This window comes from Cupriavidus sp. DB3 (genome assembly GCF_020418465.1).
In the GTDB taxonomy this organism is placed as follows: Bacteria; Pseudomonadota; Gammaproteobacteria; order Burkholderiales; family Burkholderiaceae; genus Cupriavidus; species Cupriavidus cauae.
Window position 1 is genome coordinate 448,870 of sequence record NZ_JAIZPL010000004.1, and the last position, 25,633, is coordinate 474,502.

The 25,633-nt window shown below is 68.2% G+C and carries 25 protein-coding genes; 16 read left to right on the forward strand and 9 right to left on the reverse strand.

The features are described from left to right. Positions 1 to 3: 3 nt before the first annotated feature. The 3 genes from dksA to K7G19_RS15500 form a co-directional block, all read right to left on the reverse strand. Positions 4 to 693 (reverse strand): RNA polymerase-binding protein DksA, encoded by a 690-nt coding sequence (dksA, locus tag K7G19_RS15490; RefSeq protein ID WP_223819530.1) that lies wholly within the window; start codon positions 691 to 693, stop codon positions 4 to 6. Between the two features lie 423 nt (positions 694 to 1,116). Further along, on the reverse strand, positions 1,117 to 2,211 hold the full coding sequence (locus K7G19_RS15495; protein WP_226108012.1) for a GTP-binding protein: 1,095 nt from the start codon (positions 2,209 to 2,211) through the stop codon (positions 1,117 to 1,119). After that, a complete protein-coding gene (locus tag K7G19_RS15500; protein WP_226108013.1) occupies positions 2,199 to 2,744 on the reverse strand; it encodes a Fur family transcriptional regulator in 546 nt (181 codons plus the stop codon). The genes K7G19_RS15495 and K7G19_RS15500 overlap by 13 nt, the downstream gene beginning before the upstream one ends. A gap of 230 nt (positions 2,745 to 2,974) precedes the next feature. On the opposite strand from K7G19_RS15500, the gene glgX reads away from it, so the two are divergent. The 7 genes from glgX (at position 2,975) to K7G19_RS15535 (ending at position 10,431) form a co-directional block, all read left to right on the forward strand. Further along, positions 2,975 to 5,164 (forward strand): glycogen debranching protein GlgX, encoded by a 2,190-nt coding sequence (gene glgX / locus K7G19_RS15505; protein ID WP_226108014.1) that lies wholly within the window; start codon positions 2,975 to 2,977, stop codon positions 5,162 to 5,164. 385 nt (positions 5,165 to 5,549) lie between these two features. Continuing rightward, positions 5,550 to 6,536, forward strand: coding sequence for a tripartite tricarboxylate transporter substrate-binding protein (locus tag K7G19_RS15510; protein ID WP_149317267.1), 987 nt, complete (start codon positions 5,550 to 5,552; stop codon positions 6,534 to 6,536). A gap of 282 nt (positions 6,537 to 6,818) precedes the next feature. After that, positions 6,819 to 7,355, forward strand: a complete 537-nt coding sequence (gene hslV, locus K7G19_RS15515; RefSeq protein WP_053820902.1) for an ATP-dependent protease subunit HslV — start codon at positions 6,819 to 6,821, stop codon at positions 7,353 to 7,355. A gap of 115 nt (positions 7,356 to 7,470) precedes the next feature. Continuing rightward, a complete protein-coding gene (gene hslU / locus K7G19_RS15520) occupies positions 7,471 to 8,802 on the forward strand; it encodes an ATP-dependent protease ATPase subunit HslU (protein WP_149317266.1) in 1,332 nt (443 codons plus the stop codon). A gap of 256 nt (positions 8,803 to 9,058) precedes the next feature. Next, positions 9,059 to 9,643, forward strand: coding sequence for a hypothetical protein (locus tag K7G19_RS15525; protein ID WP_226108015.1), 585 nt, complete (start codon positions 9,059 to 9,061; stop codon positions 9,641 to 9,643). Between the two features lie 118 nt (positions 9,644 to 9,761). After that, a complete protein-coding gene (locus K7G19_RS15530) occupies positions 9,762 to 9,965 on the forward strand; it encodes a CsbD family protein (RefSeq protein WP_023264984.1) in 204 nt (67 codons plus the stop codon). A 133-nt stretch (positions 9,966 to 10,098) separates the two neighbouring features. Next, complete coding sequence (locus K7G19_RS15535) at positions 10,099 to 10,431, forward strand: hypothetical protein (RefSeq protein ID WP_149317265.1); 333 nt, start codon at positions 10,099 to 10,101, stop codon at positions 10,429 to 10,431. Positions 10,432 to 10,657: 226 nt separating this feature from the next. On the opposite strand, the gene K7G19_RS15540 is transcribed toward K7G19_RS15535, so the two are convergent. Continuing rightward, positions 10,658 to 11,281 carry a response regulator transcription factor gene (locus tag K7G19_RS15540; protein ID WP_187829130.1) on the reverse strand — a complete coding sequence of 208 codons (624 nt, stop codon included), beginning with the start codon at positions 11,279 to 11,281 and terminating at the stop codon, positions 10,658 to 10,660. Further along, on the reverse strand, positions 11,278 to 12,657 hold the full coding sequence (locus K7G19_RS15545; protein WP_226108016.1) for an ATP-binding protein: 1,380 nt from the start codon (positions 12,655 to 12,657) through the stop codon (positions 11,278 to 11,280). Before K7G19_RS15545 ends, K7G19_RS15540 begins: the two co-directional genes overlap by 4 nt. Positions 12,658 to 12,946: 289 nt before the next feature. On the opposite strand from K7G19_RS15545, the gene K7G19_RS15550 reads away from it, so the two are divergent. Next, on the forward strand, positions 12,947 to 13,417 hold the full coding sequence (locus K7G19_RS15550; protein ID WP_149317263.1) for a copper chaperone PCu(A)C: 471 nt from the start codon (positions 12,947 to 12,949) through the stop codon (positions 13,415 to 13,417). 362 nt (positions 13,418 to 13,779) lie between these two features. On the opposite strand, the gene K7G19_RS15555 is transcribed toward K7G19_RS15550, so the two are convergent. Beyond that, positions 13,780 to 14,715, reverse strand: a complete 936-nt coding sequence (locus tag K7G19_RS15555) for a LysR family transcriptional regulator (protein WP_149317262.1) — start codon at positions 14,713 to 14,715, stop codon at positions 13,780 to 13,782. A gap of 100 nt (positions 14,716 to 14,815) precedes the next feature. Here K7G19_RS15555 and K7G19_RS15560 point away from each other — a divergent pair, with 100 nt between their 5' ends. Continuing rightward, positions 14,816 to 15,322 (forward strand): DMT family transporter, encoded by a 507-nt coding sequence (locus tag K7G19_RS15560; RefSeq protein ID WP_149317261.1) that lies wholly within the window; start codon positions 14,816 to 14,818, stop codon positions 15,320 to 15,322. Between the two features lie 109 nt (positions 15,323 to 15,431). Here the strand turns inward: K7G19_RS15560 and K7G19_RS15565 are convergent, their stop codons facing one another. Next, positions 15,432 to 15,677 carry a cysteine-rich CWC family protein gene (locus K7G19_RS15565; protein WP_226108017.1) on the reverse strand — a complete coding sequence of 82 codons (246 nt, stop codon included), beginning with the start codon at positions 15,675 to 15,677 and terminating at the stop codon, positions 15,432 to 15,434. Between the two features lie 199 nt (positions 15,678 to 15,876). On the opposite strand from K7G19_RS15565, the gene argB reads away from it, so the two are divergent. The 6 genes from argB to K7G19_RS15595 all read left to right on the forward strand — a co-directional run bounded on the left by argB (position 15,877) and on the right by K7G19_RS15595 (position 21,902). Then, complete coding sequence (gene argB / locus K7G19_RS15570) at positions 15,877 to 16,794, forward strand: acetylglutamate kinase (RefSeq protein WP_226108018.1); 918 nt, start codon at positions 15,877 to 15,879, stop codon at positions 16,792 to 16,794. 53 nt (positions 16,795 to 16,847) lie between these two features. Continuing rightward, a complete protein-coding gene (locus K7G19_RS15575) occupies positions 16,848 to 17,939 on the forward strand; it encodes a pyrimidine 5'-nucleotidase (RefSeq protein WP_226108020.1) in 1,092 nt (363 codons plus the stop codon). Continuing rightward, positions 17,936 to 18,610, forward strand: a complete 675-nt coding sequence (gene slmA / locus K7G19_RS15580) for a nucleoid occlusion factor SlmA (protein ID WP_149317258.1) — start codon at positions 17,936 to 17,938, stop codon at positions 18,608 to 18,610. The genes K7G19_RS15575 and slmA overlap by 4 nt, the downstream gene beginning before the upstream one ends. 356 nt (positions 18,611 to 18,966) lie before the next feature. After that, complete coding sequence (locus K7G19_RS15585) at positions 18,967 to 20,196, forward strand: homoserine O-acetyltransferase (protein WP_149317257.1); 1,230 nt, start codon at positions 18,967 to 18,969, stop codon at positions 20,194 to 20,196. After that, on the forward strand, positions 20,193 to 20,816 hold the full coding sequence (gene metW / locus K7G19_RS15590; RefSeq protein WP_006577582.1) for a methionine biosynthesis protein MetW: 624 nt from the start codon (positions 20,193 to 20,195) through the stop codon (positions 20,814 to 20,816). The genes K7G19_RS15585 and metW overlap by 4 nt, the downstream gene beginning before the upstream one ends. 261 nt (positions 20,817 to 21,077) lie before the next feature. Next, positions 21,078 to 21,902 carry an acyl-CoA thioesterase II gene (locus K7G19_RS15595; protein ID WP_149317256.1) on the forward strand — a complete coding sequence of 275 codons (825 nt, stop codon included), beginning with the start codon at positions 21,078 to 21,080 and terminating at the stop codon, positions 21,900 to 21,902. A 77-nt stretch (positions 21,903 to 21,979) separates the two neighbouring features. Here the strand turns inward: K7G19_RS15595 and K7G19_RS15600 are convergent, their stop codons facing one another. Next, the gene (locus K7G19_RS15600) at positions 21,980 to 23,311 is read right to left on the reverse strand and encodes a muropeptide transporter (protein WP_226108022.1); all 1,332 of its coding nucleotides are present in this window, start codon (positions 23,309 to 23,311) and stop codon (positions 21,980 to 21,982) included. Positions 23,312 to 23,458: 147 nt separating this feature from the next. Here K7G19_RS15600 and K7G19_RS15605 point away from each other — a divergent pair, with 147 nt between their 5' ends. After that, the gene (locus K7G19_RS15605) at positions 23,459 to 24,439 is read left to right on the forward strand and encodes a M48 family metallopeptidase (protein ID WP_223819532.1); all 981 of its coding nucleotides are present in this window, start codon (positions 23,459 to 23,461) and stop codon (positions 24,437 to 24,439) included. 153 nt (positions 24,440 to 24,592) lie between these two features. Here the strand turns inward: K7G19_RS15605 and argC are convergent, their stop codons facing one another. Then, positions 24,593 to 25,540: an N-acetyl-gamma-glutamyl-phosphate reductase gene (gene argC / locus K7G19_RS15610; protein WP_149317255.1), complete on the reverse strand. Its 948-nt coding sequence runs from the start codon at positions 25,538 to 25,540 to the stop codon at positions 24,593 to 24,595. Between the last annotated feature and the right edge of the window lie 93 nt (positions 25,541 to 25,633).

The following is a 25,633-nucleotide window of genomic DNA, read 5'->3' on the forward strand; positions in this document are numbered from 1 at the left end:
GCCTCAATCGCCGAACAGCTTCTGGCGCAGTTCGCGGCGCTGCTGGGCTTCCAGCGACAGCGTCGCGGTCGGGCGGGCCAGCAGGCGGGGCACGCCGATCGGCTCGCCGGTTTCCTCGCACCAGCCGTATTCGCCCGACTCGATGCGGGCCAGCGATTGTTCGACCTTCTTCAGCAGCTTGCGCTCGCGGTCGCGCGTGCGCAGCTCCAGGGCATGTTCTTCTTCGATCGTGGCGCGGTCCGCCGGATCCGGCACGATGACCGTTTCGCGCAGATGTTCGGTGGTCTGGTCGGCGTTCTTCAGGATTTCGTCGCGCAGCTGTTCAAGGCGGTTCTTGAAAAAGGCCAGTTGGGCCTCGTTCATGTAGTCCTTGTCGTCCATCTTCAGGATTTCAGCTTCAGTCAGAAGTTTATTGCTGCTCATGGTTGCTGCTGATTCTCTTGTTGATGCGACCGGCGGCGTCGTGTTCCGCGCGGATGCAGTGTCGGTCCGCTTGCGCGGTTCGACCGTTTCACTCTGGCTGGCTGCTGCAGTCTTGCTGCTTCGCGTGCCTCCCTTTGCCGCTCCGGTACCGGCCTGCGCCGAGCCGTTCCGGGGGGTAGGCGCAGCTTGCTGTCCCTGCGCCTTCGTCGTAGCGGCCGCAGCACCAGCGGTTTTGCTGCGGCTTTCTTTGGTTTTTGCTGCGGCTACCATGGGATCCCTTTCTCGGCGTCGGTCGACATCGGTCGGCGTCGTTGCCCCAGCGGCAACGCCTGAAACGTTGCGGCACGAGATCCCGCGCGTTCGACGGCCATCGCACGAGCACAGCGGCCGCACCGGAGGACGGCCGTCTGATGCTGACGACAACCGCCGCCCTGCATACGACGCAGGCGGCGGCAAGACCGCGCTGCCCGCATCACATCCGGCTTATTGTACTTGAACAAATTACCAGGAGATACGGTGGAAAACCGGACCGGATATTCGGTGTTTCACCGAGCCGCGCACGCTGCGTATCACCGTGCAGCGGCGGCGCCGTGTCACCCATCCGGGTGCCGCAGTGCGGCAAGCAGGGCGCCCGCATGGCGCTTGCATGACGGAAACCGAGGCCCGGAGCGGGCCTGCGGCGGGCACCGATAATCAGGCGAGGCAGTTGGCCAGGCCCTTCAGAATGGCGTCCTTGGGCAGGTCGACACCGATAAACACCATTTTGGTGCTCGGGGTTTCGTCCTCCCATTTGCCGCCGATGTCGCTGCCCATCAGCTGGTGCACGCCCTGGAATACCACCTTGCGGTCGACCCCTTCCATATAGAGCACGCCCTTGTAGCGCAGCAGCTTCTCGCCGTAGACGGTCAGGATCCCGGACAGGAATTCCTCGAGCTTGCCGTAGTGGAAGGGCTTGTCGCTGCGGAAGACGAACGAGCCGATGCGGTCGGTGTGGTGGTGATGATGGTGGTGGTTGTGGTTGTGGTGGCCGTGACCGTGGTCGTGCGCGTGTTCGTGATCATGGTCATGGTCGCAGTCGGCGCCGCAGTGCTCGCCATGCTCGTGGTCATGGTCGTGCTCGTGTTCCTCGGCGCGCAGGAAGTCCGGGTCGATCTCCAGCTTGGCGTTCAGGTTGAAGCCGCGCAGGTCGAAGATCGAGTCGATCGGCGCCTCGCCGAAATGGGCGGTGCCGATCGGCGCGCGCGGGTTCATCTGCAGCACGCGATGGCGCAGGTCGGCCAGCTCGTCGGCCGACACCAGGTCGGCCTTGGTGATGAAGATCGCATCGGCGAAGCCGACCTGGCGCTGCGCCTCTTCCTGCTTGTCCAGCTGCTGGTTGCCGTGCTTGGCGTCGACCAGCGTGACCACCGCGTCGAGCAGATAGCGCGAGGCGATCTCGTCGTCCATGAAGAAGGTCTGCGCCACCGGGCCGGGGTTGGCCACGCCCGTGGTCTCGATCACGACCCGGTCGAAGTCGATCTCGCCGGCGTCGCGGCGGCCGATCAGGTCCGACAGCGCCTGCACCAGGTCGCCGCGGATCGTGCAGCAGATGCAGCCGTTGCTCATCTGCACGATCTGTTCGCGGCCGTCCTGCACCAGGATCTCGTTGTCGATGTTCTCCTCGCCGAACTCGTTTTCGATCACGGCGATCTTCATGCCGTGCTGTTCGTTGAGGATGCGCTTGAGCAGCGTGGTTTTGCCGCTGCCGAGAAAGCCCGTCAGGATCGTGACCGGGATCAGTTTGGACATGTTGGTTCTCCGGGATGGGGGGAAGCATCAACGGCACCGTTGGCGGGCGCGTCGGCCACGGTGCGCGCGCCGCATTCGGCGCAGATGCCGTTGACGGTCAATTCGACGTGTTCGACCGCGAAGCCGCTCGGCACGGGCGGCGCGGCCTGCCGCGGCGGCGCGCTGTCGGCGTCGAGGCAGAAGGTGCGGTCGCACCGGCTGCAATGGAAATGGCTGTGCCGGCGATGGACCTCGGCGCGCGCCGCCTCATGTTCGATCAGGCTGAAGCGGAACACGCGGTCGTTGCCGGCGCGCTTTTGCGCCAGCCCCTGCTCGACCAGCCAGTCGAGCACCCGATAGACGGTGACGCGGTCGATTGCCTCGGCGCCGCCGGGAAGGCGGTCGATCACGGCCTGGTGGGTCAGCGGAATGTCGCTGCCGATCAGGCAAGCCAGGATGCAGACGCGCGGTTGCGTGACGCGCGCACCCAACGCCCGGAGGCGTTCCTGTGCCGCATCGACGGCGGCCGGCAGGCTGGGAGTGGGCGAAGACATGGGGGCGATTTAACCATAGTGCCCCCGGAGATGCAATTCAGTTGCGAGAGCGGGCCGCCCGGGAGCCTCATGGCCCGAGCTGGCGGCCGATCGCCGCGCCTCTGTAGTTTTGACAACGCTACAGGACCGGTGGCGGGAAATATGGGAAGCGCCGGCGTGTGTCCCATGGCCGGCGCCCGGGCATGCGCCGTGCTCCGCACCATCGTTTCCACACGGGAGTGCCGCACGCCATGTCCAACCACACCATCAGCGAAGGCTTGCCGTTTCCCCTGGGCGCCACCTGGGACGGCGACGGCGTCAACTTCGCGCTGTTCAGCGCCCATGCCAGCAAGGTCGAGCTGTGCCTGTTCGACCCGAACGGCGAACGGGAGATCGAGCGCATCGCGCTGCCCGAATACACCGACGAGGTCTGGCACGTCCGCGTGCAGGGGCTGGCGCCGGGCGCGGTCTACGGTTATCGCGTGCACGGGCCCTACGATCCGGCCAACGGCCATCGCTTCAATCCGAACAAGCTGCTGCTCGACCCGTATGCCAAGGCCTACGTCGGCGAACTGCGCTGGGACCCGGCGGTGTTCGGCTATGAAATGGGCCAGGACGACCTGAGCTTCAGTGAGAGCGACAGCGCGCCCTTCATGCCCAAGTGCCAGGTCGTGGACCAGGCCTTCACCTGGGAGCACCCGTTGAGCGTGCGCGTGCCGTGGGAGCGGACCATCTTCTACGAGACCCACGTGCGCGGCTATACCAAACGCCATCCGGCGGTCCCCGAGGCGATGCGCGGCACCTTCGAGGGACTGGGTCAGCGGGCGGTGATCGACCATATCAAGGCGCTGGGCGTGACCTCCGTCGAGCTGCTGCCGATCCATGTCTTCCTGAACGACAGCCACCTGCTCGACAAGGGCCTGACCAACTACTGGGGCTACAACACGATCGGCTTCTTCGCGCCCGATCCGCGCTTCTTTGCCCGGGGGCCGGGCGCGGTCGGCGAGCTCAAGCAGATGATCGACCGCTTCCACGAGGCCGGGCTCGAGATCATCCTCGACGTGGTCTACAACCACACGGCCGAGGGCAGCGAGCTGGGGGCGACGCTGTCGTTCCGCGGCATCGACAACCTGTCCTACTACCGGCTGATGCCGGACGAGAAGCGCTACTACATCAATGACACCGGCACCGGCAACACGCTGAACCTGTCGCATCCGCGCGTGCTGCAGATGGTGATGGACAGCCTGCGCTACTGGGTCACCGAGATGCAGGTCGACGGCTTCCGCTTCGACCTGGCCACCATCCTCGGGCGCGAGCCCGGCGGCTTCGACTATGGCAGCGGCTTCCTGAAGGCGTGCCGGCAGGATCCGATCCTGTCCAGCGTCAAGCTGATCGCCGAGCCCTGGGACTGCGGCCCGGGCGGCTACCAGGTCGGCGGATTTCCGGCCGGATGGGCCGAGTGGAACGACAAGTTCCGCGACACGGTGCGCGACTTCTGGCGCGGCGAGGAGGGCATTGCGCCCGAACTGGCGGCGCGCGTCACCGCCTCCGGCGACAAGTTCAACCACAGCGGGCGGCGGCCGTGGGCGAGCGTCAACTTCATCACCGCGCACGACGGCTTCACGCTGCACGACCTGGTCTCGTACAACGACAAGCACAATGACGCCAACGGCGAGGACAACAACGACGGCACCAGCGACAACCGCTCGTGGAACTGCGGCGCCGAAGGGCCGACCGACGACCCCGACATCGTCGAGCTGCGCGAGCGCCAGAAGCGCAATCTGCTGGCCACGCTGCTGTTCTCGCAGGGCACGCCGATGATGGTGGCCGGCGACGAGTTCGGCCGCACGCAGCAGGGCAACAACAACGCCTATTGCCAGGACAACGAGATCAGCTGGGTCGACTGGGAGATCGACGAGCGCGGCCGCGGGCTGATCGAGTTCGTGCGCAAGCTGACCGCGCTGCGGCGCGCACTGCCGGTGCTGCGGCGGGGCCGTTTCCTGACCGGCGAGGTCGATGACGAACTGGGGGTGGCCGACGTCAAGTGGATCAGCGCCGCGGGCGACGAGCTGACGCCGGAACATTGGGACGACGCCTCGATGCGCTGCTTCGGCCTGGTCATCGACGGCCGCGCGCGCGCCACCGGCATCCGCCGACCGGCCTCGGACGCGACGCTGCTGCTCGTGTTCAATGCCTATCACGACGTGGTCGAGTTCACCTTGCCGCAGATACCCGGCAGCGACCAGTGGACTTGCCTGATCGACACCAACATGCCGGTGCGCGAGGAGCTGCCGGAGTTCTCGTCCGGCGACGTCTACCAGGTCACCGGGCGCTCGCTGCTGCTGTTCGCCCTGGAGGCGCGCGGCGCGACGCGGCGCGTGTTCGAGCGGCTGGAAGGCGTGCTGACGGAGGACGTCGAACCGGGCCGGGGCAGCCAATGACCTCGATGCGGGGCCGATCCGGCGGCCGGCTCGCGAACGCGTCGGCTCTGCTTAGGCCGTGATTCGGCCTCGGTGCGGCCCCGCAACGGCCGCGCTTCGGCTCGCCTTCGGTGCCCGCTTCGGCTTCGCTTCGGCCTTCGCTTCGGCGCCCGCTTCGGCCCTCGCGTCGACCCCCACTTCGGCCCTACATCGGCCCTACATCGGCCCACTTCGGGCCCACTTCCGGCCCACTTCAGCCCGGGTATTTCCTGATATTTCGGGTAAGTCGCCGTTGATAGCATGGCGGCTCCAAGCCGCGGCCTCCGGTGAGGCGGCCCACGCCGCCACGGTGGCTGGGCGGCATGGCAGTCTGCACGACGGGAAGTCGGGGAAATCAGGAGAAATAATGAAACACGTTGCAAAAACCGTGGCCGCCGCCCTCGCGGCCGCCGCACTGGGTCTGCCTGGCGTGGTACAGGCGCAGGACTACCCGGGCAGCCGGCCGGTGTCGGCCGTGGTGCCGTTCGCCGCGGGCGGCCCGACCGACAAGGTGGCGCGCGAGCTGGCGCAGGTCATGTCCAAGCACCTGGGCGCGACCATCGTGATCGAGAACCTCGGCGGCGCCGGCGGCACGATCGGGGCGAAGAAGGTGGCCCAGTCGAAGAACGATGGCCACACCGTGCTGATCCACCATATCGGCATGTCGACGGCCCCGGCGCTGTACCGCAACCTGGGCTTCGATCCGCTGAAGGACTTCGAGTACATCGGCGAAATCGCCGACGTGCCGATGGTGCTGGTCGGCAACAAGAACCTGCCGCCGAACACGCTGAAGGATCTGCTGCCGTACATCAAGGCCAACGCCAGCAAGCTGTCGCTCGCCAACGCCGGCATCGGCTCGGCCTCGCACCTGTGCGGCCTGCTGTTCCAAAGCGCGATCCAGACCGAGCTGACCACGGTGCCGTACAAGGGCACCGCGCCGGCACTGACCGATATCCTGGGCGGCCAGGTCAACCTGATGTGCGACCAGACCACCAACATCGCCGGCCAGCTGAAGGCCAATGCGCTCAAGCCCTATGCCGCGATGCAGCCGCGCCGCGTCGAGGCGTTCAAGGACATCCCGACCGCGGCCGAGCAGGGCTTGTCGAACATCGAGGTCAAGATCTGGCACGCGATGTACGCACCGAAGGGCACGCCGCAGCCGGTGATCGAGAAGCTGTCGGCTGCGCTGCAGAAGTCGGTGACCGATCCGGGCTTCCGCGCCAAGATGGCCGAACTGGGCGCCGAAGCGGTGCCGGCCCAGCGCGCCACGCCGGAGTCGCTGAAGACCTTCCTCGGCAACGAAATCAACAAGTGGACCCCGGTGATTCGCAAGGCCGGCGTCTATGCGGACTGAGTCGACGCGACGCTGACCGCTTCGCCGCCGCCTTCAGCGCGGCGCGGCGGACGGCAATGGCAACCGAGGCCACGTGGCAACGCGTGGCCTTTTGTTTTGCATGGTGGAAAGCTCTGTGCCTTGGGGGCGGGGGAGCGGAAAGGGGCCGTGGCGGCCGTCTATATTGGGGAGACGCGGCCGGAGCGGGAGGCGGATGCGCCTCGCCGGGCACCGTCGGCTGCCGCCCTTGAATTCCGTCAGGCCGCCGCCAAGTAGCTGCCTGAACCCAACTCAGAAGCCACCATGGAACAGTATCACGGCACTACCATCGTCAGCGTCCGGCGCGGCAACCAGGTTGCCCTGGGCGGTGACGGTCAGGTCACTCTCGGCAATATCGTGATGAAGGGCACCGCACGCAAGGTGCGCCGCATCTACAACGGCAAGGTCCTGGTGGGCTTCGCCGGCAGCACTGCCGATGCGTTCTCGCTGCTGGATCGCTTCGAGGCCAAGCTGGAGAAGTACCAGGGCAATCTGACGCGCGCAGCGGTCGATCTGGCCAAGGATTGGCGTTCCGACCGCGCGCTGCGCCGGCTCGAGGCGATGCTGATCACCGCGGACCGCGACACCACGCTGGTGATCACCGGCAACGGCGACGTGCTCGATCCCGAAGGCGGCATCGCGGCGATCGGCTCCGGCGGGGCCTATGCGCAATCGGCGGCCAAGGCGCTGATGGAGAACACCGAGCTCTCGCCCAAGGACGTGGTCGAGAAATCGCTGCGCATCGCCGGCGAGCTCTGCATCTACACCAATACCAATTTCGTCATCGAGACGCTCGAGTGAGCGTCCGGATCACGCTTCCCCGCACGTGACGCCCGCCAGGCGTCCCACCGCGCCATTGCGCGGTAGTGGCGCCCCGGCCGGCCTTCATTGAACGGATACCCGGATACCGAGACCCATGTCCCACACCATGACTCCGTCGGAAATCGTTTCCGAGCTCGACAAACACATCATTGGCCAGAACAAGGCCAAGAAGGCCGTCGCGGTGGCGCTGCGCAACCGCTGGCGCCGCCAGCAGGTGGCCGACCCGCTGCGCCAAGAGATCACGCCGAAGAACATCCTGATGATCGGCCCGACCGGCGTCGGCAAGACCGAGATCGCGCGGCGCCTGGCCAAGCTGGCCGACGCGCCCTTCATCAAGATCGAGGCCACCAAGTTCACCGAGGTCGGCTATGTCGGCCGCGACGTCGACACCATCGTGCGCGACCTGGTCGAAATGGCGATCAAGCAGACGCGCGAGTCCGAGATGAAGAAGGTGCGCACCAAGGCAGAGGATGCCGCCGAGGACCGCCTGCTCGACGTGCTGCTGCCGCCGCCGCGCGACATCGGTTTCGCCCAGCCCGAGGAAAAGGATTCCAACACCCGCCAGGTCTTCCGGAAGAAGCTGCGCGAGGGCCAGCTCGACGACAAGGAAGTGGAGCTGGAGGTCGCGGCCGCGGTGCCGAGCCTGGACATCATGGGGCCGCCGGGCATGGAGGACATGACCGAGCAGCTGCGCAGCATGTTCGCCGGCCTCGGGCAAGGCAAGAAGCTGCGCCGCAAGATGAAGGTCAAGGAAGCGTTCAAGCTGCTGATCGACGAGGAAGCCGCCAAGCTGGTCAATGACGAGGACCTGAAGCACAAGGCGCTGGCCAACGTCGAGCAGAACGGCATCGTGTTCCTCGACGAGATCGACAAGATCGCCAGCCGCAGCGAACTGGGCGGTGGCGAGGTGTCGCGCCAGGGCGTGCAGCGCGACCTGCTGCCGCTGGTCGAGGGCACCACGGTCAGCACCAAGTACGGCATGATCCGGACCGACCATATCCTGTTCATCGCCTCGGGCGCGTTCCACCTGTCCAAGCCGAGCGATCTGATCCCCGAGCTGCAGGGCCGCTTCCCGATCCGCGTCGAGCTCGAATCGCTGTCGGTGGCCGACTTCGAGGCGATCCTGACGCAGACCGACGCCAGCCTGACCAAGCAGTACCAGGCGCTGCTGGCGACCGAGCAGGTCGAGCTGGTGTTCGCGCCGGACGGCATCCGCCGCCTGGCCGAGATCGCCCACTCGGTCAACGAGAAGGTCGAGAACATTGGCGCGCGCCGGCTGTACACGGTGATGGAGCGCCTGCTCGAGGATCTGTCGTTCCACGCCACCCGCTCGAGCGGCGAGACCGTGACCATCGACGCCGCCTATGTCGACGAACGGCTGGGCGACCTGTCGACCAACGAGGACCTGTCGCGCTACGTGCTGTAGGCGTCCGCGATCCCGTCCCGAAAGCGCCTCCCCGAAGTGCGCCTTCTCAGCGATGAGAAGGCGCATTTTTTTCGACCCTGTCGCGCTGCAGTGACCCGTCCATCTCATGTGGGAATCGTCTTACTCGGCTTTCGGAAGCCCCCGCCTGCTTGGAAAAGCGCTCGCCACATAACCTTCATATACGACGAGACAGCAAGGCGGACGCCAGCGTCGGGCCTTGCGACCTCTGACCGTTTGATGACGACAGGAGCGCGACATGATGAAGAAATGGCTGTCTGCTGCAGTGTGTTCGATGATGATTGCCGCACCGGCAGGGTTTGCGCTGGCGCAGAGCGCGCCGTCCGGCGCCCGCGCCGACTATGACGCCGCCGTCTCGCGGGCCGACGCCGACTACAAGAATGCGAAGACCCGTTGTGACGCCATGAAGGACAACGCCGAGGATGTCTGCGAGGCCGAGGCCAAGCGCGACCGCGACGTGGCGAAGGCCGAGGCCGAAGCCCGCCGCGACGGCACCGAGGCTGCCCGGGCCAAGGTGCTGAAGGTCAAGGCCGACCGCGAGTACGAAGTCGCGAAGGAACGCTGCGACGACAAGAAGGGCAACGACAAGGACGTCTGCGTGAAGGAAGCCAAGACGGCGCATGAGAAGGCGCTGGGCGAGGCCAAGACGACCCGCGCGGCCGCCGGCGGCGGCACGCGTACCGATGTGGCCGAGGCGCGCCGCGAGGCTCGCAAGGACACCAGCGACGCCGCCTACAAGGCGGACAAGGAGAAGTGCGACGCGATGTCGGGCGACGCCAAGGATCGCTGCGAGGCCGACGTCAAGGCGAAGTACAACCGCTGATGAACGGCCGGCCGCGGCCGACGCGGCCGGCTGAACATCGCCCTATCAAGCGAAGCCGTATCGGGCGAAGCACCACGCGAACGTATCGAACCTATCAATCGAGATCGAGGAGCAGATCATGAACTGGGATCAGATCGAAGGGAAATGGGAGCAGGCCAAGGGCAAGGTCAAGGAGAAGTGGGGCCAGCTCACCGATGACGACCTCACGCAGATCAACGGCAAGCGCGATCAGCTCGCCGGCAAGATCCAGGAGCGCTATGGCTACACCAAGGAGCGCGCCGAGGAGGAAATGCGCGAATGGGAGCGCGACACGCGCTGGTAATGGCCGTCTCGTGACATCCGTTGACCGCTGGTAAGCCAGGTAAGCGTTGGTAAGCAGGCTGGCACGGCCGCCGCGACGATGAGATGCTTGCGCCTCGTTGGGCTGCAGGTTGGCCGCAAGCAGGAGGTCCAGAATGAAGCATATCGGTTTGATGTCGGCGGGCGTACTGGCCGGGCTGGCCGGGGCGACAGCGTTCCTGTGCGCCGTGCCGGACCGCAGCGAAGCCACGCGCATCGATGCGGCCACGGGCGACGGCAAGGTCAGGGTTTCGCGTGCGGTGTTCGTCAGCGAGTCCGCCGAGTACGGCGCCCGCTCGAACCGGCATGCATTCGATGCGCTGCGGGTCAGCACGAGCGCGAATGGCGGCACGGCGGGTCCGACCGGCCTCGCCAATCGCGCGGACAACGGCGGTGCGGTCAACGGCGGCGACGACCTCGGCTGGGACTACGTGCAACTGCGCCTGTGAGCCGCCGCGCGGCGATGGCCGCGAGGCGATGAAGATGCAGGAAAGGAGAAGGGCCTGCGATCGCAGGCCCTTTTTTCTTGCGTCCGTTTGATGCCCAACGACACGCCCAACGCCGCGCACCAGGACGCGCCCAACGCCGCGCCCAACGCCGCGCACCAGGACGCGCCCAACGCCGCGCACTAGGACGCGCACAACGACCTCGTGCGCAACGTCGCCCATCGAATCCCTACCGCGAAACCGGCCGCTTGGCGAGCTTGCGTTGCAGCGTGCGCCGATGCATGTTCAGCGCCCGCGCGGTCGCCGAGATGTTGCCGCCGTGTTCGGCCAGCACGCGCTGGATATGCTCCCACTCCAGCCGCGGCACCGACAACGGCAGCGGATCCTCCAGCGCGGCCTCGGCCGCCTCTTCCGAGATGCCAGACTTGAGCGCCGCGAGGATCGAATCGACGTTGGCCGGCTTGGCCAGATATTCGTCCGCCCCCTGTTTGACCGCCGCCACCGCGGTGGCGATGCTGGCGTAGCCGGTCAGCACCAGGATGCGCGAGCGCGGCAGCATCGCGCGCAGCGGCGCCACCAGCTGCAGCCCCGAGTCTGCCGGCGCGGTCACGCCGGCCTGGGGCCCCGCGGCCAGATGCAAATCCAGCGTGACATAGCGGAACGCGGTCCTCTCGGCCAGCGCCAGCGCCTGCTGGCGGTTGTGCGCGACCTCGACCGCGAAGCCGCGGCGGGTCAGCGCGCGTGCCAGCGTGTCGGAGAACACCGGGTCGTCGTCGATCACCAGGAAGGGCGCGCCGGTGTCGTTGCCGGTGGCAACGGCAGGGGAGAGGGAAACGTTCGACGGTAGAGTCATGCCGCATGCTCCGAGGAATCGGGGGTTGCCGGCAGCCGCAGCTCCGCCACGGTGCCGCCTTCGGGACGGTCCTGCCAAAGCAGCCGCCCGCCCATCTGGCGCGCGACGCTTTGCGCCAGATAGGCGCCGATGCCCTGGCCGCCATGCGTGCTCGCCACCGGCGTCTCGCCCAGCCGCGCGCGCAGCGCGGCGGGCATGCCGGCGCCATGGTCGATCACGCGCAGCAGCAGTTCGCGCGGCGCGCTGCGCGGTTCCATCGTGATCGACAGGCGCAGGGGCAGGTCGCCGCGCCCGGCGGTCTGCTGGCTGCGGGCGGCGTTGTCGAGCAGGATCGTCAGCATCTGCCCGGTCCGCGCCGGCTCGATCGGCACGTCGGCCGCCTCCGCGGCGATCATCGTCTCGATGCGCGCCTGCGGATGGCGCAACTGCCAGCCGTCGGCGAAGGCGGGCAGCCAATGCCCGACCGGCTGCAGGGCGCTGGCGCGGTTCGCTTCGCGCAAGCGCGCGAGGATGCCGCGGCATAGCGTCAGCTGCTGCTCGACCGTATGCAGGTCGGGCAGGTAATCGCGGATCGCGGTGCCGCCGCGGGCGGGGTCGGCGGCGTCGGCGCGCAGCTCGCCGGCAATCACGGCCAGCGTCGCCAGCGGCGTGCCGATCTCGTGGGCGACCGTCGCCGCCTGCGCGTTCAGCGACTCGACCCGCGCCTCGCGCAGCAGCCGCTCGCGCGCGTCGGCGAGCTGCGCCTCGCGCTCGCGCAGCACGCCCGACAGCCGCGCGACGAACAGCGCGATCATCACCGCGCTCGCGACGAAGTTCAGCCACATGCCGACCAGGTGGTAGACCACCGCGTTGTCCGGGTTGTGCAGGTGCAGGGGCACGTATTCGAACAGCATCAGCGAATAGCAGGCGAGCGCGTACAGCGCCAGCGCGACCACCTGCCGCCACGGCACGATTGCGGCCGCCAGCGCCAGTCCCGGCAGATAGAACGAGACGAACGGGTTGGTGGCGCCACCGGTGAAGAACAGGATCGCCGACAGCGCGGTCAGGTCGACCAGCAACTGTCCCATCAGCTCGGCGTCGCCCGGCACCGAGCCGGCGCGCGCATGCTGACGCAGCCGCCAGGCGGTCAGCAGATTGAAGACGGCCTGCAGCGCGAAGATCGTCAGCAGCGGCCGGTAGGGCAGCTGCAGCCCGGCCAGCGTCTCGGCGCAGACCAGCAGCAGCGCCTGTCCGCCGAGGATGGCCCAGCGCAGCCAGTACACCCGGCGCAGGCTCAGCAGGCTGTCTGCGCCGAGGCCTTGCGCGCGGATGGGATCGCCGGCGGATGGGGCGGCAGATCTGGCGGCAGATGCGGCAGCGTGGGCGGTCGTCGTCATGCCGCGAGTGTAGCAATGGCGCCGCGTGCGGCTGTGTTGTGCGACACCATGCCGCATTGGTCACGCCGGGCGGCACTGCCAGACTGGCGGATTGCGCCGCATGGGCCCGCGTGCCGGGTCTCGCGCACCGGCCCTGGCGCCTGCGGCGGTTCATGGTCTAATCGCGTTCTTACGCGGACGTTCTTGCGCCGAGGCTTTTGCGGACGCATTTGCATGGACGCATTTACCCGGACTTCCCGCCTCCGCTGGACCGCCTCGTTTGAATGAATTGCACCGAGAAAGGATAGAGATGCAAGCCAAGCTGTTCGCCGCCGCCGCATGCTGCGCGCTGATTTCCACCTCTGCGTTCGCCCAGGTCGACATCCGCAATGCCTGGGCGCGCGGCACCGTGCCGGCGCAGACCGCCACCGGCGTCTTCATGACGCTGCACGCGCACAAGGACGCGCGCCTGGTCGGCGTGTCGACGCCGGTGGCCGCGACCGCCGAGGTGCACGAGATGAAGATGGAAGGCAACGTGATGCGGATGCGCGCGCTCGACGCGCTGCCGTTGCCGAAGATGGAGGACGTCGAGCTCAAGCCCGGCGGCTACCACGTGATGCTGCTCGGTTTGAAGGCGCCGCTGAATGCGGGCGACAAGGTGCCCGTCACGCTGAAGTTCGAGCAGGGCGGCAAGCTGATCGAGCAGCGCGTCGAGGCCGAAGTGCGCGGCCTGACCGCGCCCGCGCACGGCGGTGGCGCGGCGGCGAACCACAAGCACTGAAACACTGGCTCTCTGAAACGCGAGGGCGCGGATCGCCGGGGCAAGCAACCGGACGATCCGCCGCGGCCGATCCGCGCCGCTCAGTCGGGTCGCTCAGTCGGGGCGCTCAGTCGGGGCGCTCAGTCGGGTCGGTCAATCGGGTCGCTCAGTCGGGGCGCTCGGTCGGGTCGGTCAGTCGGGTCGGTCAATCGGGTCGCTCAGTCGGGGCGCTCGGTCGCGCCGCTAATCCGCGCCGCTCACTCGCTTCAGTCGCGCCGCTCGATCGCGCTGTTCAACGGCGCAAATCAACGGCGCAGATCAACCGCGCAGATCAACCGCGCAGATCAACCGCGCAGATCAACCGCGCAGATCAACCGCGCGGATCAACCGCGCAGGCTGATCGCCTCGTCCAGCCCCTGGCCCGCGCCGACCGCCAGCAGCCGCTCCCGCAGCCACGCATGCCCCGGATCGGCGTCGTTGCGCTCGTGCCAGATCGCGCTGAAGGTAAAGCCCGGAAACGCGAACGGCGGCTCGAACACTGCGAAGCGCGGATCGTCCTCCAGCGCCGCCAGGCTGCGCCGGGCCGTGGTCAGGACCAGGTTGGTGCCGGCGATCAGCGCCGGCGCGACGCTCCAGTGCGGCACCACGCAGGCGATCTTGCGGCGCCCGCCGTGCTTGGCGATGGCCGCGTCGATCGGGTCGACCTTCTCGCTGTGGGCGGCCACCAGCACGTGCGAGCGGGCCAGGTAGGCGACCTGGTCCAGCCGGCCATGGTCGCGCACCGTCGCGGCATCGACCGCGCAGCCGTACTGTTCCTCGAACAGCGCGGCCATGCGCACGCCTTCCGGCTGATAGACGAACACGCCCAGCGCCAGATCGACCTCGCCGTCGGCCACCTGCGCCGACATCGCTTCGCGGCTGCCCTGCGTCACCACCAGCTCGATGCCCGGCGCCGCCTTGCGGACCGCGCGCAGCAGGTTCGGCAGCACCACCATCGCGCCGTAGTCCGACATCGCCAGACGGAAGGTGCGGCGGGCCGTGGCCGGCTGGAAGCCCGACGGGCCCAGCAGGATGCGCACCTGCGCCAGCGCCTCGGCCAGCGGACCGGACAGCTCGTGCGCCCGCGCGGTCAGCACCAGGCCGCCCTGGCCGCGCACCAGCAGGGGGTCGTCCAGCAACTGGCGCAGGCGAGCCAGTGCGTGGCTGACCGCCGGCTGGCTCAGATGCAGCCGCAGCGCGGCGCGCGAGATATGACGCTCGGCCAGCAGGGCTTCGAGCACGACCAGCAGGTTCAGGTCGACGTTGCGCAGATTATTCATCCGGCGAATATTAAACGTTAGAAACCAGAATTGGAAATCCATCCGGCGTAGGGGCAGACTGGCGCGGTCTCTTTTTCGAACGAACAGAGGAGGTCCGCGCATGCTGTCTTCGTCTCATCCCGTCGGTCCGGTCCTGGCGGCCGCGCTGCCGGTGCTGATCGCCGCGCTCGCCGGCGCGATGATCCCGCTGCAGGCGGGCGCCAATGCCGCGCTGGGCCGCGCGCTCGGCCATCCGCTGTGGGCGACGCTGGTGTCGCTGCTGGTCAGCCTGGCGGTGGTGGTGGTGCTGATGCTGGCCCTGCGCGTCGGCCCGCCCGGCGCCGGCTGGGCGAGCGGGCCGTCGTGGATGTGGATCGGCGGCGCGGTCGGCGTGTTCTATCTGACCGCCGCGCTGATGCTGGCGCCGCGGCTCGGGGCCAGCGGCTTCATCGCGGCGGTGGTGGCCGGCCAGATGCTGGCCTCGCTATGGATGGACCATGCGGGCCTTGCCGGCTTCCCGGTGCGGGAGCTGACGGCGCCGCGGCTCGGCGGCGCGCTGCTGATCGTGCTGGGGGTAGTGGCGATGCAGTGGAGCGGACCGGCGCGCGTGGGCGCGGCGCTGGATTGAGACGGCAGGACCGATGGGAAAGCCGGATCGCTGACCGGCTTGCACTGCGGCCCGCGCCTGCTTGGCCTTGAGACAACGGTCCGATCGAACTAGGGAGTCGCTGACCGGCTCACGCTCCGGCTTGCGCCTGCCGAGCCCGCAGGCAATCCGGGCACAGGCAGTGCTGCCCCGGCACGATCAGCCGCGCCGGCAGCAGCGGCATCGTCGCGCACCAGCAGTGCGGCAGGCCCGCGGCATGGCCGCAGACGAAGCGCGTCCCGCAGGCCGCGCATTGCTCGACGGGGCGCAACTGGCCGGTCAGCACGGCAGCAGGATCGGTGCCCGAGGCCGCACGGCCCCCGCCTTTGCCTGGCATCGCAGTGGTTTCCGTTGGCGTGGTTGTTGCATGAAAAGAACGGCCGATGGGCCGTCGGACGCACCGTTCGCGCCCTGCGCAGGCTCCGGTCGGCCCTGTCGCTAGCGCGGCACCCCGTTTCTTGTAAAATTCGGGCGCCTGCCGCGGGGCGCCGGATGCGCCGCGTTGCCATGATACCTGTCGATTTTCACGGATTGCCATGACCTCCGATACCTCCGGGCCCACCGCAACCGCAGTGGCCGCCATCGCCCCCGCCCTCAAGGCCGAGATCCTCGCCGAGGCGCTGCCCTACATCCGCAAGTTCCATGGCAAGACCATCGTGGTCAAGTACGGCGGCAATGCGATGACCGAAGAGACGCTCAAGCATGGCTTCGCGCGCGACGTGATCCTGCTGAAGCTGGTCGGCATGAACCCGGTGGTGGTGCACGGCGGCGGCCCGCAGATCGACGAGGCGCTGAAGAAGGTCGGCAAGGTCGGCACCTTCATCCAGGGCATGCGCGTGACCGACGAAGAGACCATGGAAGTGGTCGAGTGGGTGCTCGGCGGCGAGGTCCAGCAGGACATCGTGATGCTGATCAACCAGTACGGCGGCCAGGCGGTCGGCCTGACCGGCAAGGACGGCGGCCTGATCCGCGCCAAGCGGCTGAAGATGCCGGACCGCGAGAATCCGGGCGCGTTCATCGATATCGGCTATGTCGGCGACATCGAGGCGATCAACCCGGCCGTGGTCAAGGCGCTGCAGGACGACGCCTTCATCCCGGTGATCTCGCCGATCGGCTTCTCCGACGACGGCCAGGCCTACAACATCAACGCCGACGTGGTGGCCGGCAAGATGGCCGAGATCCTGAAGGCCGAGAAGCTGGTGATGATGACCAACATCCCGGGCGTGATGGACAAGAAGGGCAATCTGCTGACCGACCTGTCGGCGCGCGAGATCGAGGAGCTGTTCGCCGACGGCACCATCTCGGGCGGCATGCTGCCGAAGATCTCGTCGGCGCTGGACGCCGCCAAGAGCGGCGTGAACTCGGTGCACATCATCGATGGCCGCATCGAACATTCGCTGCTGCTGGAAATCCTGACCGAACAGGCGTTCGGCACCATGATCCGCTCGCACTGACGTACCGCAACCAGGCGCCCGCGGCCGCTGCGGCGGCGCGGCGCCTTCCCCTCGTGCCTTCCCACGCCTCCCGCCGCTCCCCTCTCCGCCTGCGGCATCGCCCGGCCGGCAACAACGCCGGCGACACGGTCTGGCTGTTCGACCTCGACAACACGCTGCACGACGCCTCGCACGCGATCTTCCCGGCGATCAATGCCGCGATGACGGCCTACGTGGCGCGCGTGCTCGCCTGCGACGAGACCACCGCCAGCCGCGTGCGGGTCGACTACTGGAAGCGCTATGGCGCGACGCTGCTCGGCATGATCCGCCATCACGGCGTCGACCCGGCCGACTTCCTGCGCGCCGCGCACGAATTCCCCGATATCGCGCAGATGGTGCGCGTGCGCCGCGGCCTTGCGGCCCAGCTGCGCCGCCTGCCCGGCCGCAAGGTGCTGCTGACCAACGCGCCGCAGGACTATGCGCGCGCGGTGATGCGGGTGGCCGGCATCGCGCACTGCTTCGAGCGCGTGATCGCCATCGAGCAGATGTGGGTCCATGGCGATCTGCGGCCCAAGCCCGATCGGCGCATGCTGCGCCGCCTGCTGGCCCGGCTGCGGATCGCGCCCGGCCGTGCCGTGCTGGTCGAGGACACGGTCTCGCACCTGAAGCGCTATGCTGGCCTGGGGATACGCACCGCGTGGATCACCGGCTATCTGCGTTCGATGACGCCGAGCCGGCCGCATGACGTGCCCGCAGGCGCGGCCCGCGATGCCGCGCAGCAGGCGGCGTTGCGCGCCGAGGCCGAGCGCCATCCGCACGACCGCGACGCGGACCGCGCGGCCCGGCAGGAGGCGGTGACGCTGGTCGCTGCCGAGAACCAGACGCCCGGGCCGCGGCTCTCGCCCGAAACGCAGCCGGCTGGCAGCCATGCAGGCCCTGACGCGGCCGGCAGCGCAGCCGCCACGGCAACGCGCGATTGGGCCCGCAATTGGTCCCCCGATCGGACCCCCGATCGGACGCCAAACCGGACCCCAAACCGGACCCCAAACCGGACCCCAAACCGGACCCCGAACCGGGCCCGCATGGTGCACCGGCCGGGCTATGTGGACATAAAAGTACAATCGGTGCATCAACTCCATCGACGAATGCGGAGAAACGGGTCATGACGCAGAGCAACGAGGCAGCAGCACCGGCCGCGAACGCGGACGAGCGCGGCCAGCAGGGCGAGGGCGGCGGCGCTGCCGAGGCCGTGGTCGCGCGCAAGCGCCCGCGTCCCGGCGAGCGGCGCGTGCAGATCCTGCAGACGCTGGCCGGCATGCTCGAGCACCCGCGCTCCGAACGCATCACGACCGCGGCGCTGGCAGCCCGCCTCGGCGTTTCCGAGGCCGCGCTGTACCGGCATTTCGCCAGCAAGGCGCAGATGTTCGAGGGCCTGATCGCCTTTATCGAGCAGACCGTGTTCGGGCTGATCAACCAGATCACCGCGCAGGAGGAACACGGGCTGCGCCAGGTACAGGCGATCGTGCGGATGCTGCTGTCGTTCGCCGAGAAGAATCCCGGCATGACGCGCGTGCTGACCGGCGAGGCGCTGGTCGGCGAGCATGAACGCCTGCAGGAACGCATCAACCAGCTGGTGGACCGGATCGAGGCGTCGATCCGCCAATGCCTGAAGGTCGCCGCGACGCAGGCCGCGTTTCCCGCCGACGCCGACGTATCGGCACGCGCCGCGCTGATCGTCGCCACGGTGCAGGGGCACTGGCATCGCTATGCCAAGAGCGGCTTTCGCAAGCTGCCGGCGGGGCAGATCGATGCGCAGCTGCGCGTGCTGCTGGGCTGATCCCGTCCGATCCCGTGCGATCCCGCGTAGCCCGGCTGCGACCGTCGATATCCCGTTGCCGCGCGCGTCTTCTGCTGATGTCTATCGCTTTGCTCTATAATCTGCCGGTCGCGCCGATTTGATGACTGGCTTGCGGGCGCGCGGCGAGGGAAATTCCTTGCCACTATAAATGCGGCTAAAGAGGTTGGTCGGCGCCCCTCTCCGATTCGCGATTCGACAGGAACGCATTTTCAGGGACAACGCCACCGGCGGCGGACAGCGAAGCATCCGGCGCGACAACAACCCGACTTGGCTGCGTGATTCCAAACGCAAGACCGGTCGGGTTTTTTCATGCCCGTCGCACACGGGCCGCCTACATGACTGACGTTGCCTCGCCGTCCGTAAAGACGGAACCGGCCGCTCCCGCCGCCGTTTCCGCAGATTCCGCCGCCTCCAGCGCCGCGCTGCCGCTGCCGTCCGATTCGGTCGGCATCGTGACGCCGCAGCGCATGCATTTCGCCGAGCCGCTGCCGCTGCGCAACGGCTCGTCGCTGGCCGACTACGACCTGATGGTCGAGACCTACGGCACGCTCAATGCCGCGCGCACCAACGCCGTGCTGGTGTGCCACGCGCTGAACGCCTCGCACCACGTGGCGGGCGTCTACGCGCACGATCCGCGCGACGTGGGCTGGTGGGACAACATGGTCGGCCCCGGCAAGCCGCTCGATACCGACCGCTTCTTCGTGATCGGCATCAACAACCTGGGCTCGTGCTTCGGCTCGACCGGTCCGATGAGCCTGAACCCGGCCACCGGCCAGCCCTTCGGCGCCACCTTCCCGGTGGTCACGGTCGAGGACTGGGTCAATGCGCAGGCGCGCGTGGCCGACGCCTTCGGCATCGAGCAGTTCGCCGCGGTGATGGGCGGCAGCCTCGGTGGCATGCAGGCGCTGGCCTGGAGCCTGATGTATCCCGATCGGCTGCGCCATTGCATCGTGGTGGCCTCGACGCCGAAGCTGTCGGCGCAGAACATCGCCTTCAACGAGGTCGCGCGCAGCGCGATCCTGTCCGACCCCGACTTCCACGGCGGCAACTACTACGCGCATGGCGTCAAGCCCAAGCGCGGCTTGCGCGTGGCCCGGATGATCGGCCATATCACCTACCTGTCCGACGAGGACATGGCGGCGAAATTCGGCCGCGAGCTCAAGGCCGAGGACATCCGCTTCTCGTTCGATGTCGAGTTCCAGGTCGAGAGCTACCTGCGCTACCAGGGCGACAAGTTCGCCGAGTATTTCGACGCCAATACCTATCTGCTGATCACGCGCGCGCTCGACTACTTCGATCCGGCGCTGACGTTCGGCGGCGACCTGACCCGCGCCGTGGCGCATACGAAGGCCAGTTTCCTCGTCGCCAGCTTCACCACCGACTGGCGTTTTGCGCCGAGCCGCAGCCGCGAGCTGGTCAAGGCGCTGCTCGACAACAAGCGGCCGGTCAGCTACGCCGAGATCGATGCCCCGCATGGCCACGACGCCTTCCTGCTCGACGATCCGCGTTACCACAACCTGATGCGCGCCTATTACGAACGCATTGCCCGGGAGATCGGCGCATGAATGCCAAGTCCATCACCGAAGCGGCCAACGGCGTGCTGGCACGGCGGCCGGATTTTCGCGCGATCGCGCGCTGGATCGAACCGAATGCGACCGTGCTCGATCTGGGCTGCGGCGACGGCAGCCTGCTGCGCGTGCTGCAGGACGAGCTCGACGTGCAGGCCTACGGCATCGAGATCCGCGACGAGGGCGTGCTGGCGTGCGCGCAGAAGGGCGTGCATGTCATCCAGCAGAACCTGGAGGGCGGACTCGCGCTGTTCGAGGACAAGAGCTTCGACACCGTGATCCTGTCGCAGACGCTGCAGACGATCCACAACACCGCGCAGGTGCTGCGCGACACGCTGCGCGTCGGCCGCGAGTGCATCGTGTCGTTCCCGAACTTCGGCTACTGGCCGCACCGGCTGTCGGTGTTCCGCGGCCGCATGCCGGTGTCCGAGTCGCTGCCCTACCAGTGGTACGACACGCCCAACGTGCGCGTGCTGACCATCAGCGACTTCGAGGCGCTGGCGCCCAAGGTCGGGCTGCGCATCCTCGATCGCGTGGTGATGCACGAGGGCATCACGGTGAACTGGGGCGTCAACTGGCGCGGCAGCCTGGCGGTGTATCGGGTCTGTTCGGCCTGAGGGCCGGTCCGGGGGACGGTCTGACGAGCCGCCCTGGCTACTTCGGCCTGACTCATCGGCCTGACTGCTCGCCTGACTGCTCGCCTGACTCCTCGCCTGACTCCTCGCCTGACTGCGCGCCTGACTGCTCGCCTGACTCCCCGGCCGAGTCTGTTCGGCCCGGGATGGCTTCGGAGGGGGCGGCCGGCACTTGACGAGCGGCCACCCGGACGACTACCGTACGGAAATTCCGAACGATCGTTCGCTTTTCGGCGAGGCCCCATGTCCGCGACATCCGAGCTGCATCCCTTCGACGACGCGATTGCGTTGACCCCCGCCGGCGAGCACCGCTTTACCGGCCGCACCACCGAGTCGTACTGGAACATGATCGGGCCGTACGGCGGCATCACGGCGGCGACGCTGCTGCAGGCGGCGCTGCAGCATCCGCAGCGGCTCGGCGATCCGATCGCGCTGACCGTCAATTTCGCCGGACCGATCGCCGAGGGTCCGTTCACGATCGAGGCGCGGCCCGCGCGCACCAACCGCTCGACCCAGCACTGGTCGCTGGAACTGGTACAGAACGGCGAGGTGGCGACTACCGCCAGCGCGGTGTTCGCCGTGCGGCGCGACACCTGGGGCTGCGGCGAGGCTGTCTTTCCCGACGTGCCGCCGGCCGACGCCATCGCGCCGCTGCCGACCGGCTTCGCGCCGGTGCGCTGGTTCAAGTCCTACGAGATGCGCCCGGTGCGGGGCGCCAAGCCCGCGGCCGAGCCCGGCACCGAGCATCCGGACAGCCTGACCCAGTTCTGGCTGCGCGACCACCCGGCCCGCACGCCCGACTATGCGTCGATCGCGGCCTGGTGCGACAGCTTCTATCCGCGCATCTTCCTCAAGCGCGCCGGCTTCGTGCCGGCCGGCACGGTCTCGCTGACGACCTATTTCCACGCGGATGCCGCCACGCTGGCGGCGCTGGGCGATCGCCACGCGCTGGGCAGCGCGCGGGCGCAGGTGTTCCGGCAGGGCTTCTTCGACCAGAGCGCGCAACTGTGGAGCCCGGACGGCGAGCTGCTGGCCAGCTCGCATCAGATCGTCTACTACAAGCAGTAGACGCGCCGGCTGCCCTCTCCCCAGCCCTCTCCCGCTTGCGGGAGGGAGAGAGGGCAGGGCGGTTGCCTACCCTGGCATCAACCCTCGCGAACGCCCTTGCCCTGTGCCCGGCCATCTGCCGGGAGCGGAACGGCCGAAACGGCGCCGGACTCGTCGCGCGGCGTACGCGTCTGGCTCTCGTAGCGCTCCACCGTTCCGCGCATGGCGCGCAGCAGCAGCAGCCCCGGCAGCGCCACGACCACCGTGCCCAGGTAGAACGGCGCCCAGCCGAACGATTCGACCAGATAGCCCGAGGTCGGTCCGACATAGACGCGCCCGACCGAGGCCAGCGCCGACAGCAGCGCGTACTGCGTCGCCGAGAACGAGCGGTTGCACAGCGCCATCAGCAGCGCGACGAAGGCCGCGGTGCCCATGCCCCCGCACAGGTTCTCGACCGCGATGGTCGCGCCCATCGACCACAGATGGGCCGGCGTCACCGCCAGCAGCCAGTAGCCGAAGTTCGACACGGCCTGCAGCACGCCGAACAGCATCAGCGAGCGGTACAGGCCCAGCCTGACCATCAGCGTGCCGCCGAACAGCGCGCCGATGATGGTGGCCGCCAGGCCCAGCGTCTTGTTGACGAGCCCGACCTCGCCGGCGGAAAAGCCCACGCCGCGGATCAGGAAGGTGGTCGACAGGCTGCCGGCGAAGGCGTCGCCGAGCTTGTACAGCACGATCAGGCCCAGCAGCCACCACGCGCCGGTGCGTCCGAAGAAGTCGCGCAGCGGACCGACCACCGCCTCCTCCAGCGAGCGCGGCGCGCGCGGCGGCGACTCGGCGCGCGGCGCCCACGGCAGCGTCAGCAGGCCGACCGCCATCAGCGCGGCCATCAGCAGGTACATCTGCTGCCAGCCCAGCACGCGGTCCGCCAGCCACAGCGCCAGGCCGCCCGATACCAGCATCGCCAGCCGGTAGCCGAGCACCTTGACCGCCGCGCCGGCGCCGCGCTCGGCGGGCCGCAGCACGTCGGTGCTGTAGGCGTCGAACACGATGTCCTGCGAGGCCGACAGGAAGGCCACCAGCGTGGCCAGCCCCGCCAGCAGCCACAGCGCCTCGCGCGGCGGGCAGAAGGCCATGCCGGCGATGCCGAGCACCAGGCCGATCTGCGTCAGCAGCAGCCAGCCGCGCCGCCGGTCCAGCAGCGGCGGCGTGTAGCGGTCCATCAGCGGCGCCCACAGGAACTTGAAGATGTAGGCCTGGCCGACCAGCGAGAAGAAGCCGATGGTCTTGATGTCCAGCCCTTCGACCGTCATCCAGGCCTGCAGCGTGCCCGAGGTCAGCGCCAGCGGCAGCCCCGAGGCGAAGCCCAGCGTCAGCATCGCGCCGATGCGGCGATTGCGGAAAATATCGAGATAGTCTTGGAAGGTCATGAAGGCGGGGGCAGGGGCCGGGCGCAGCAGGCGGTTGGAGCGCCTGGAGGGCCCTGGGTGGCGATCGGGCGCCGTGTATTATTGCATCAGCCTTCGTGATGTCTGTCGCATTCTGTTGAAACAATGCCCCTTCCCTTGCGTCTGGCCATGTCCGCTCCCTCCGTTGCCGTTCCCTCATCGCGTTCGCTTGCCCTCGTCGCGCCGCTGCGCCGGCTGACGCTGGCCGTGCTCGGCGCCGTGGCGCTGCTCGGCGCGCCCGCTGTGCTGGCGCAGTCCGACGGCGTCAATGTGCAGCGCGGCGGCGGCGCGGTCAGCCAGCTGGTGCCGGCCGAGGCGATCGAGCAGCAGGCCGCGCAGGAGTACGAGCAGATCAAGCAGGAGGCGCGCGCCAAGGGCGCGCTGGCGCCGTCGAACGATCCGCGCCTGGCGCGCCTGCGCACGATCTCGGAACGCATCCTGCCGCAGGCCGCCCGCTGGAACGACCGCGCCAAGGGCTGGAAGTGGGAGGTCAATCTGATCAAGGCCAAGCAGGTCAACGCCTTCTGCATGCCCGGCGGCAAGATCGCGGTCTATACCGGCTTTCTGGACCAGATCAAGCCCACCGACGACGAGCTGGCGATGGTGATCGGCCACGAGATCGCCCACGCGCTGCAGGAGCATGCCCGCGAGCGCGCCGCCAAGGCCGAGATCACCAACCTCGGCGCCAACGTGATTTCGCAGCTGTTCGGCTTCGGCAATCTGGGCAATCTGGCGCTGGGCACCGGCGCGCATCTGCTGACGCTGAAGTTCTCGCGCTCGGACGAGACCGAGGCCGACCTGGTCGGCATGGATATCGCGGCGCGCGCGGGCTACGATCCGCGCGCCGCGGTGACGCTGTGGCAGAAGATGGGCAAGGTGTCGCAGTCGTCGGCGGCCGGCGCCAGCATGGATTTCCTCTCCACGCACCCGTCGGGCCAGTCGCGCATCGCCGAGCTGCAGCGGCACATGCCCGAGGTGCTGCCGCTGTACGCGCGGGCGATCGGCACCACGGTCGAGCGGTTGCCCGCGTATCGAACCAATATGGGGGGGCTGGCCAACGCGCCGGTCGATCGCGGCGACGAGGACAAGCAGCAGCCGCTCAAGCGGTAGCGCGCCGGCGCCCGGCAGACTTGCCGGAAGCCCGGGGACAAACCGGGCATAAACGGCGCATAAACGGCGCATGAACGGCGCAAAAACCCGGTACAAACACAAACGGCCCCGAATCGGGGCCGTTTGCATCGGTGAGGCAGGAAAGCGAAAGGGTCAGGCGGTCAGCCCGGTCGCCTCATCCGCGCCGATATGCACGTTCATGCATTGCACCGCGGCGCCGGCCGCGCCCTTGCCGAGGTTGTCCAGCCGCGCGATCAGCACGATGCGGTCGGCCGAGCCGAACACGAACAGATCCACGCGATTGGTGTCGTTGTTGGCTTGCACGTCGAAGAAGCCATTGTCCAGGTGCTCGTCGCTGGCGGCGGGCATCACGCGGACGAACTGCTCGCCCTCGTAGTGCTTGCGGTAGATCTCGGCGATCTGCTCCGGCGTGACCTTGCGCGCGAGGCGATCCGGGAACACCGGCACCGTGACGGCCAGGCCCTTGTAGAACTTGCCGACGATCGGGCTGAAGATCGGCGCCTGCGCGAGGCCGGTCTGCACGCGCATCTCGGGCAGATGCTTGTGCTCGAGCCCCAGCGCATAGGCGCGCGGGCTGTCGAGCTTCGGATTGCCGCCCGCCTCGAAGTCCGCAATCATCTTCTTGCCGCCGCCGCTGTAGCCGGTCAGCGAGAACGCGGTGACCGGGTAGTCGGGCTGCATCACGCCGGCATCGACCAGCGGACGCACGGCCAGCACGAAGGCGCTGGCGTGGCAGCCCGGCACGGCGATGCGCTTGCTGGCGCGGATCTTCTCGCGCTGGCCGCGCACCAGCTCCGGCAGGCCGTAGGCCCAGTTGTCGGCGGTGCGGAACGCCGTGCTGGCGTCGATCACGCAGGTATTCGGATTGGTCACCAACGACACCGCCTCGCGCGAGGCCACGTCCGGCAGGCACAGGAAGGCCACGTCGGCGGCGTTCAGGAAGCGTGCTCGCTCGGCCGGATCCTTGCGCTTGTCTTCCGCGATGCGCAGCAGTTCGACATCGGAACGGCCGGACAGATAATCGAGCAGCCGGAGGCCGGTGGTGCCTTCCTGGCCGTCGACGAACACTTTGAATGCCATGGTGGACTCGCTTGGTAATACGGGTGAGGGGTGCATTGTAACGAGGATGCCCGGGCACCGCAGCGGCAATCCGCCCCGGCGGCCTGCGTCCGG

Excerpts from the sequence above, each read along its gene's own strand:
- dksA (WP_223819530.1), bottom strand. The coding sequence starts at position 693 with ATGGTAGCCGCAGCAAAAACCAAAGAAAGCCGCAGCAAAACCGCTGGT.
- K7G19_RS15495 (WP_226108012.1), bottom strand. The coding sequence starts at position 2,211 with ATGTCCAAACTGATCCCGGTCACGATCCTGACGGGCTTTCTCGGCAGC.
- K7G19_RS15500 (WP_226108013.1), bottom strand. The coding sequence starts at position 2,744 with ATGTCTTCGCCCACTCCCAGCCTGCCGGCCGCCGTCGATGCGGCACAG.
- glgX (WP_226108014.1), top strand. The coding sequence starts at position 2,975 with ATGTCCAACCACACCATCAGCGAAGGCTTGCCGTTTCCCCTGGGCGCC.
- K7G19_RS15510 (WP_149317267.1), top strand. The coding sequence starts at position 5,550 with ATGAAACACGTTGCAAAAACCGTGGCCGCCGCCCTCGCGGCCGCCGCA.
- hslV (WP_053820902.1), top strand. The coding sequence starts at position 6,819 with ATGGAACAGTATCACGGCACTACCATCGTCAGCGTCCGGCGCGGCAAC.
- hslU (WP_149317266.1), top strand. The coding sequence starts at position 7,471 with ATGTCCCACACCATGACTCCGTCGGAAATCGTTTCCGAGCTCGACAAA.
- K7G19_RS15525 (WP_226108015.1), top strand. The coding sequence starts at position 9,059 with ATGATGAAGAAATGGCTGTCTGCTGCAGTGTGTTCGATGATGATTGCC.
- K7G19_RS15530 (WP_023264984.1), top strand. The coding sequence starts at position 9,762 with ATGAACTGGGATCAGATCGAAGGGAAATGGGAGCAGGCCAAGGGCAAG.
- K7G19_RS15535 (WP_149317265.1), top strand. The coding sequence starts at position 10,099 with ATGAAGCATATCGGTTTGATGTCGGCGGGCGTACTGGCCGGGCTGGCC.
- K7G19_RS15540 (WP_187829130.1), bottom strand. The coding sequence starts at position 11,281 with ATGACTCTACCGTCGAACGTTTCCCTCTCCCCTGCCGTTGCCACCGGC.
- K7G19_RS15545 (WP_226108016.1), bottom strand. The coding sequence starts at position 12,657 with ATGACGACGACCGCCCACGCTGCCGCATCTGCCGCCAGATCTGCCGCC.
- K7G19_RS15550 (WP_149317263.1), top strand. The coding sequence starts at position 12,947 with ATGCAAGCCAAGCTGTTCGCCGCCGCCGCATGCTGCGCGCTGATTTCC.
- K7G19_RS15555 (WP_149317262.1), bottom strand. The coding sequence starts at position 14,715 with ATGAATAATCTGCGCAACGTCGACCTGAACCTGCTGGTCGTGCTCGAA.
- K7G19_RS15560 (WP_149317261.1), top strand. The coding sequence starts at position 14,816 with ATGCTGTCTTCGTCTCATCCCGTCGGTCCGGTCCTGGCGGCCGCGCTG.
- K7G19_RS15565 (WP_226108017.1), bottom strand. The coding sequence starts at position 15,677 with ATGCCAGGCAAAGGCGGGGGCCGTGCGGCCTCGGGCACCGATCCTGCT.
- argB (WP_226108018.1), top strand. The coding sequence starts at position 15,877 with ATGACCTCCGATACCTCCGGGCCCACCGCAACCGCAGTGGCCGCCATC.
- slmA (WP_149317258.1), top strand. The coding sequence starts at position 17,936 with ATGACGCAGAGCAACGAGGCAGCAGCACCGGCCGCGAACGCGGACGAG.
- K7G19_RS15585 (WP_149317257.1), top strand. The coding sequence starts at position 18,967 with ATGACTGACGTTGCCTCGCCGTCCGTAAAGACGGAACCGGCCGCTCCC.
- metW (WP_006577582.1), top strand. The coding sequence starts at position 20,193 with ATGAATGCCAAGTCCATCACCGAAGCGGCCAACGGCGTGCTGGCACGG.
- K7G19_RS15595 (WP_149317256.1), top strand. The coding sequence starts at position 21,078 with ATGTCCGCGACATCCGAGCTGCATCCCTTCGACGACGCGATTGCGTTG.
- K7G19_RS15600 (WP_226108022.1), bottom strand. The coding sequence starts at position 23,311 with ATGACCTTCCAAGACTATCTCGATATTTTCCGCAATCGCCGCATCGGC.
- K7G19_RS15605 (WP_223819532.1), top strand. The coding sequence starts at position 23,459 with ATGTCCGCTCCCTCCGTTGCCGTTCCCTCATCGCGTTCGCTTGCCCTC.
- argC (WP_149317255.1), bottom strand. The coding sequence starts at position 25,540 with ATGGCATTCAAAGTGTTCGTCGACGGCCAGGAAGGCACCACCGGCCTC.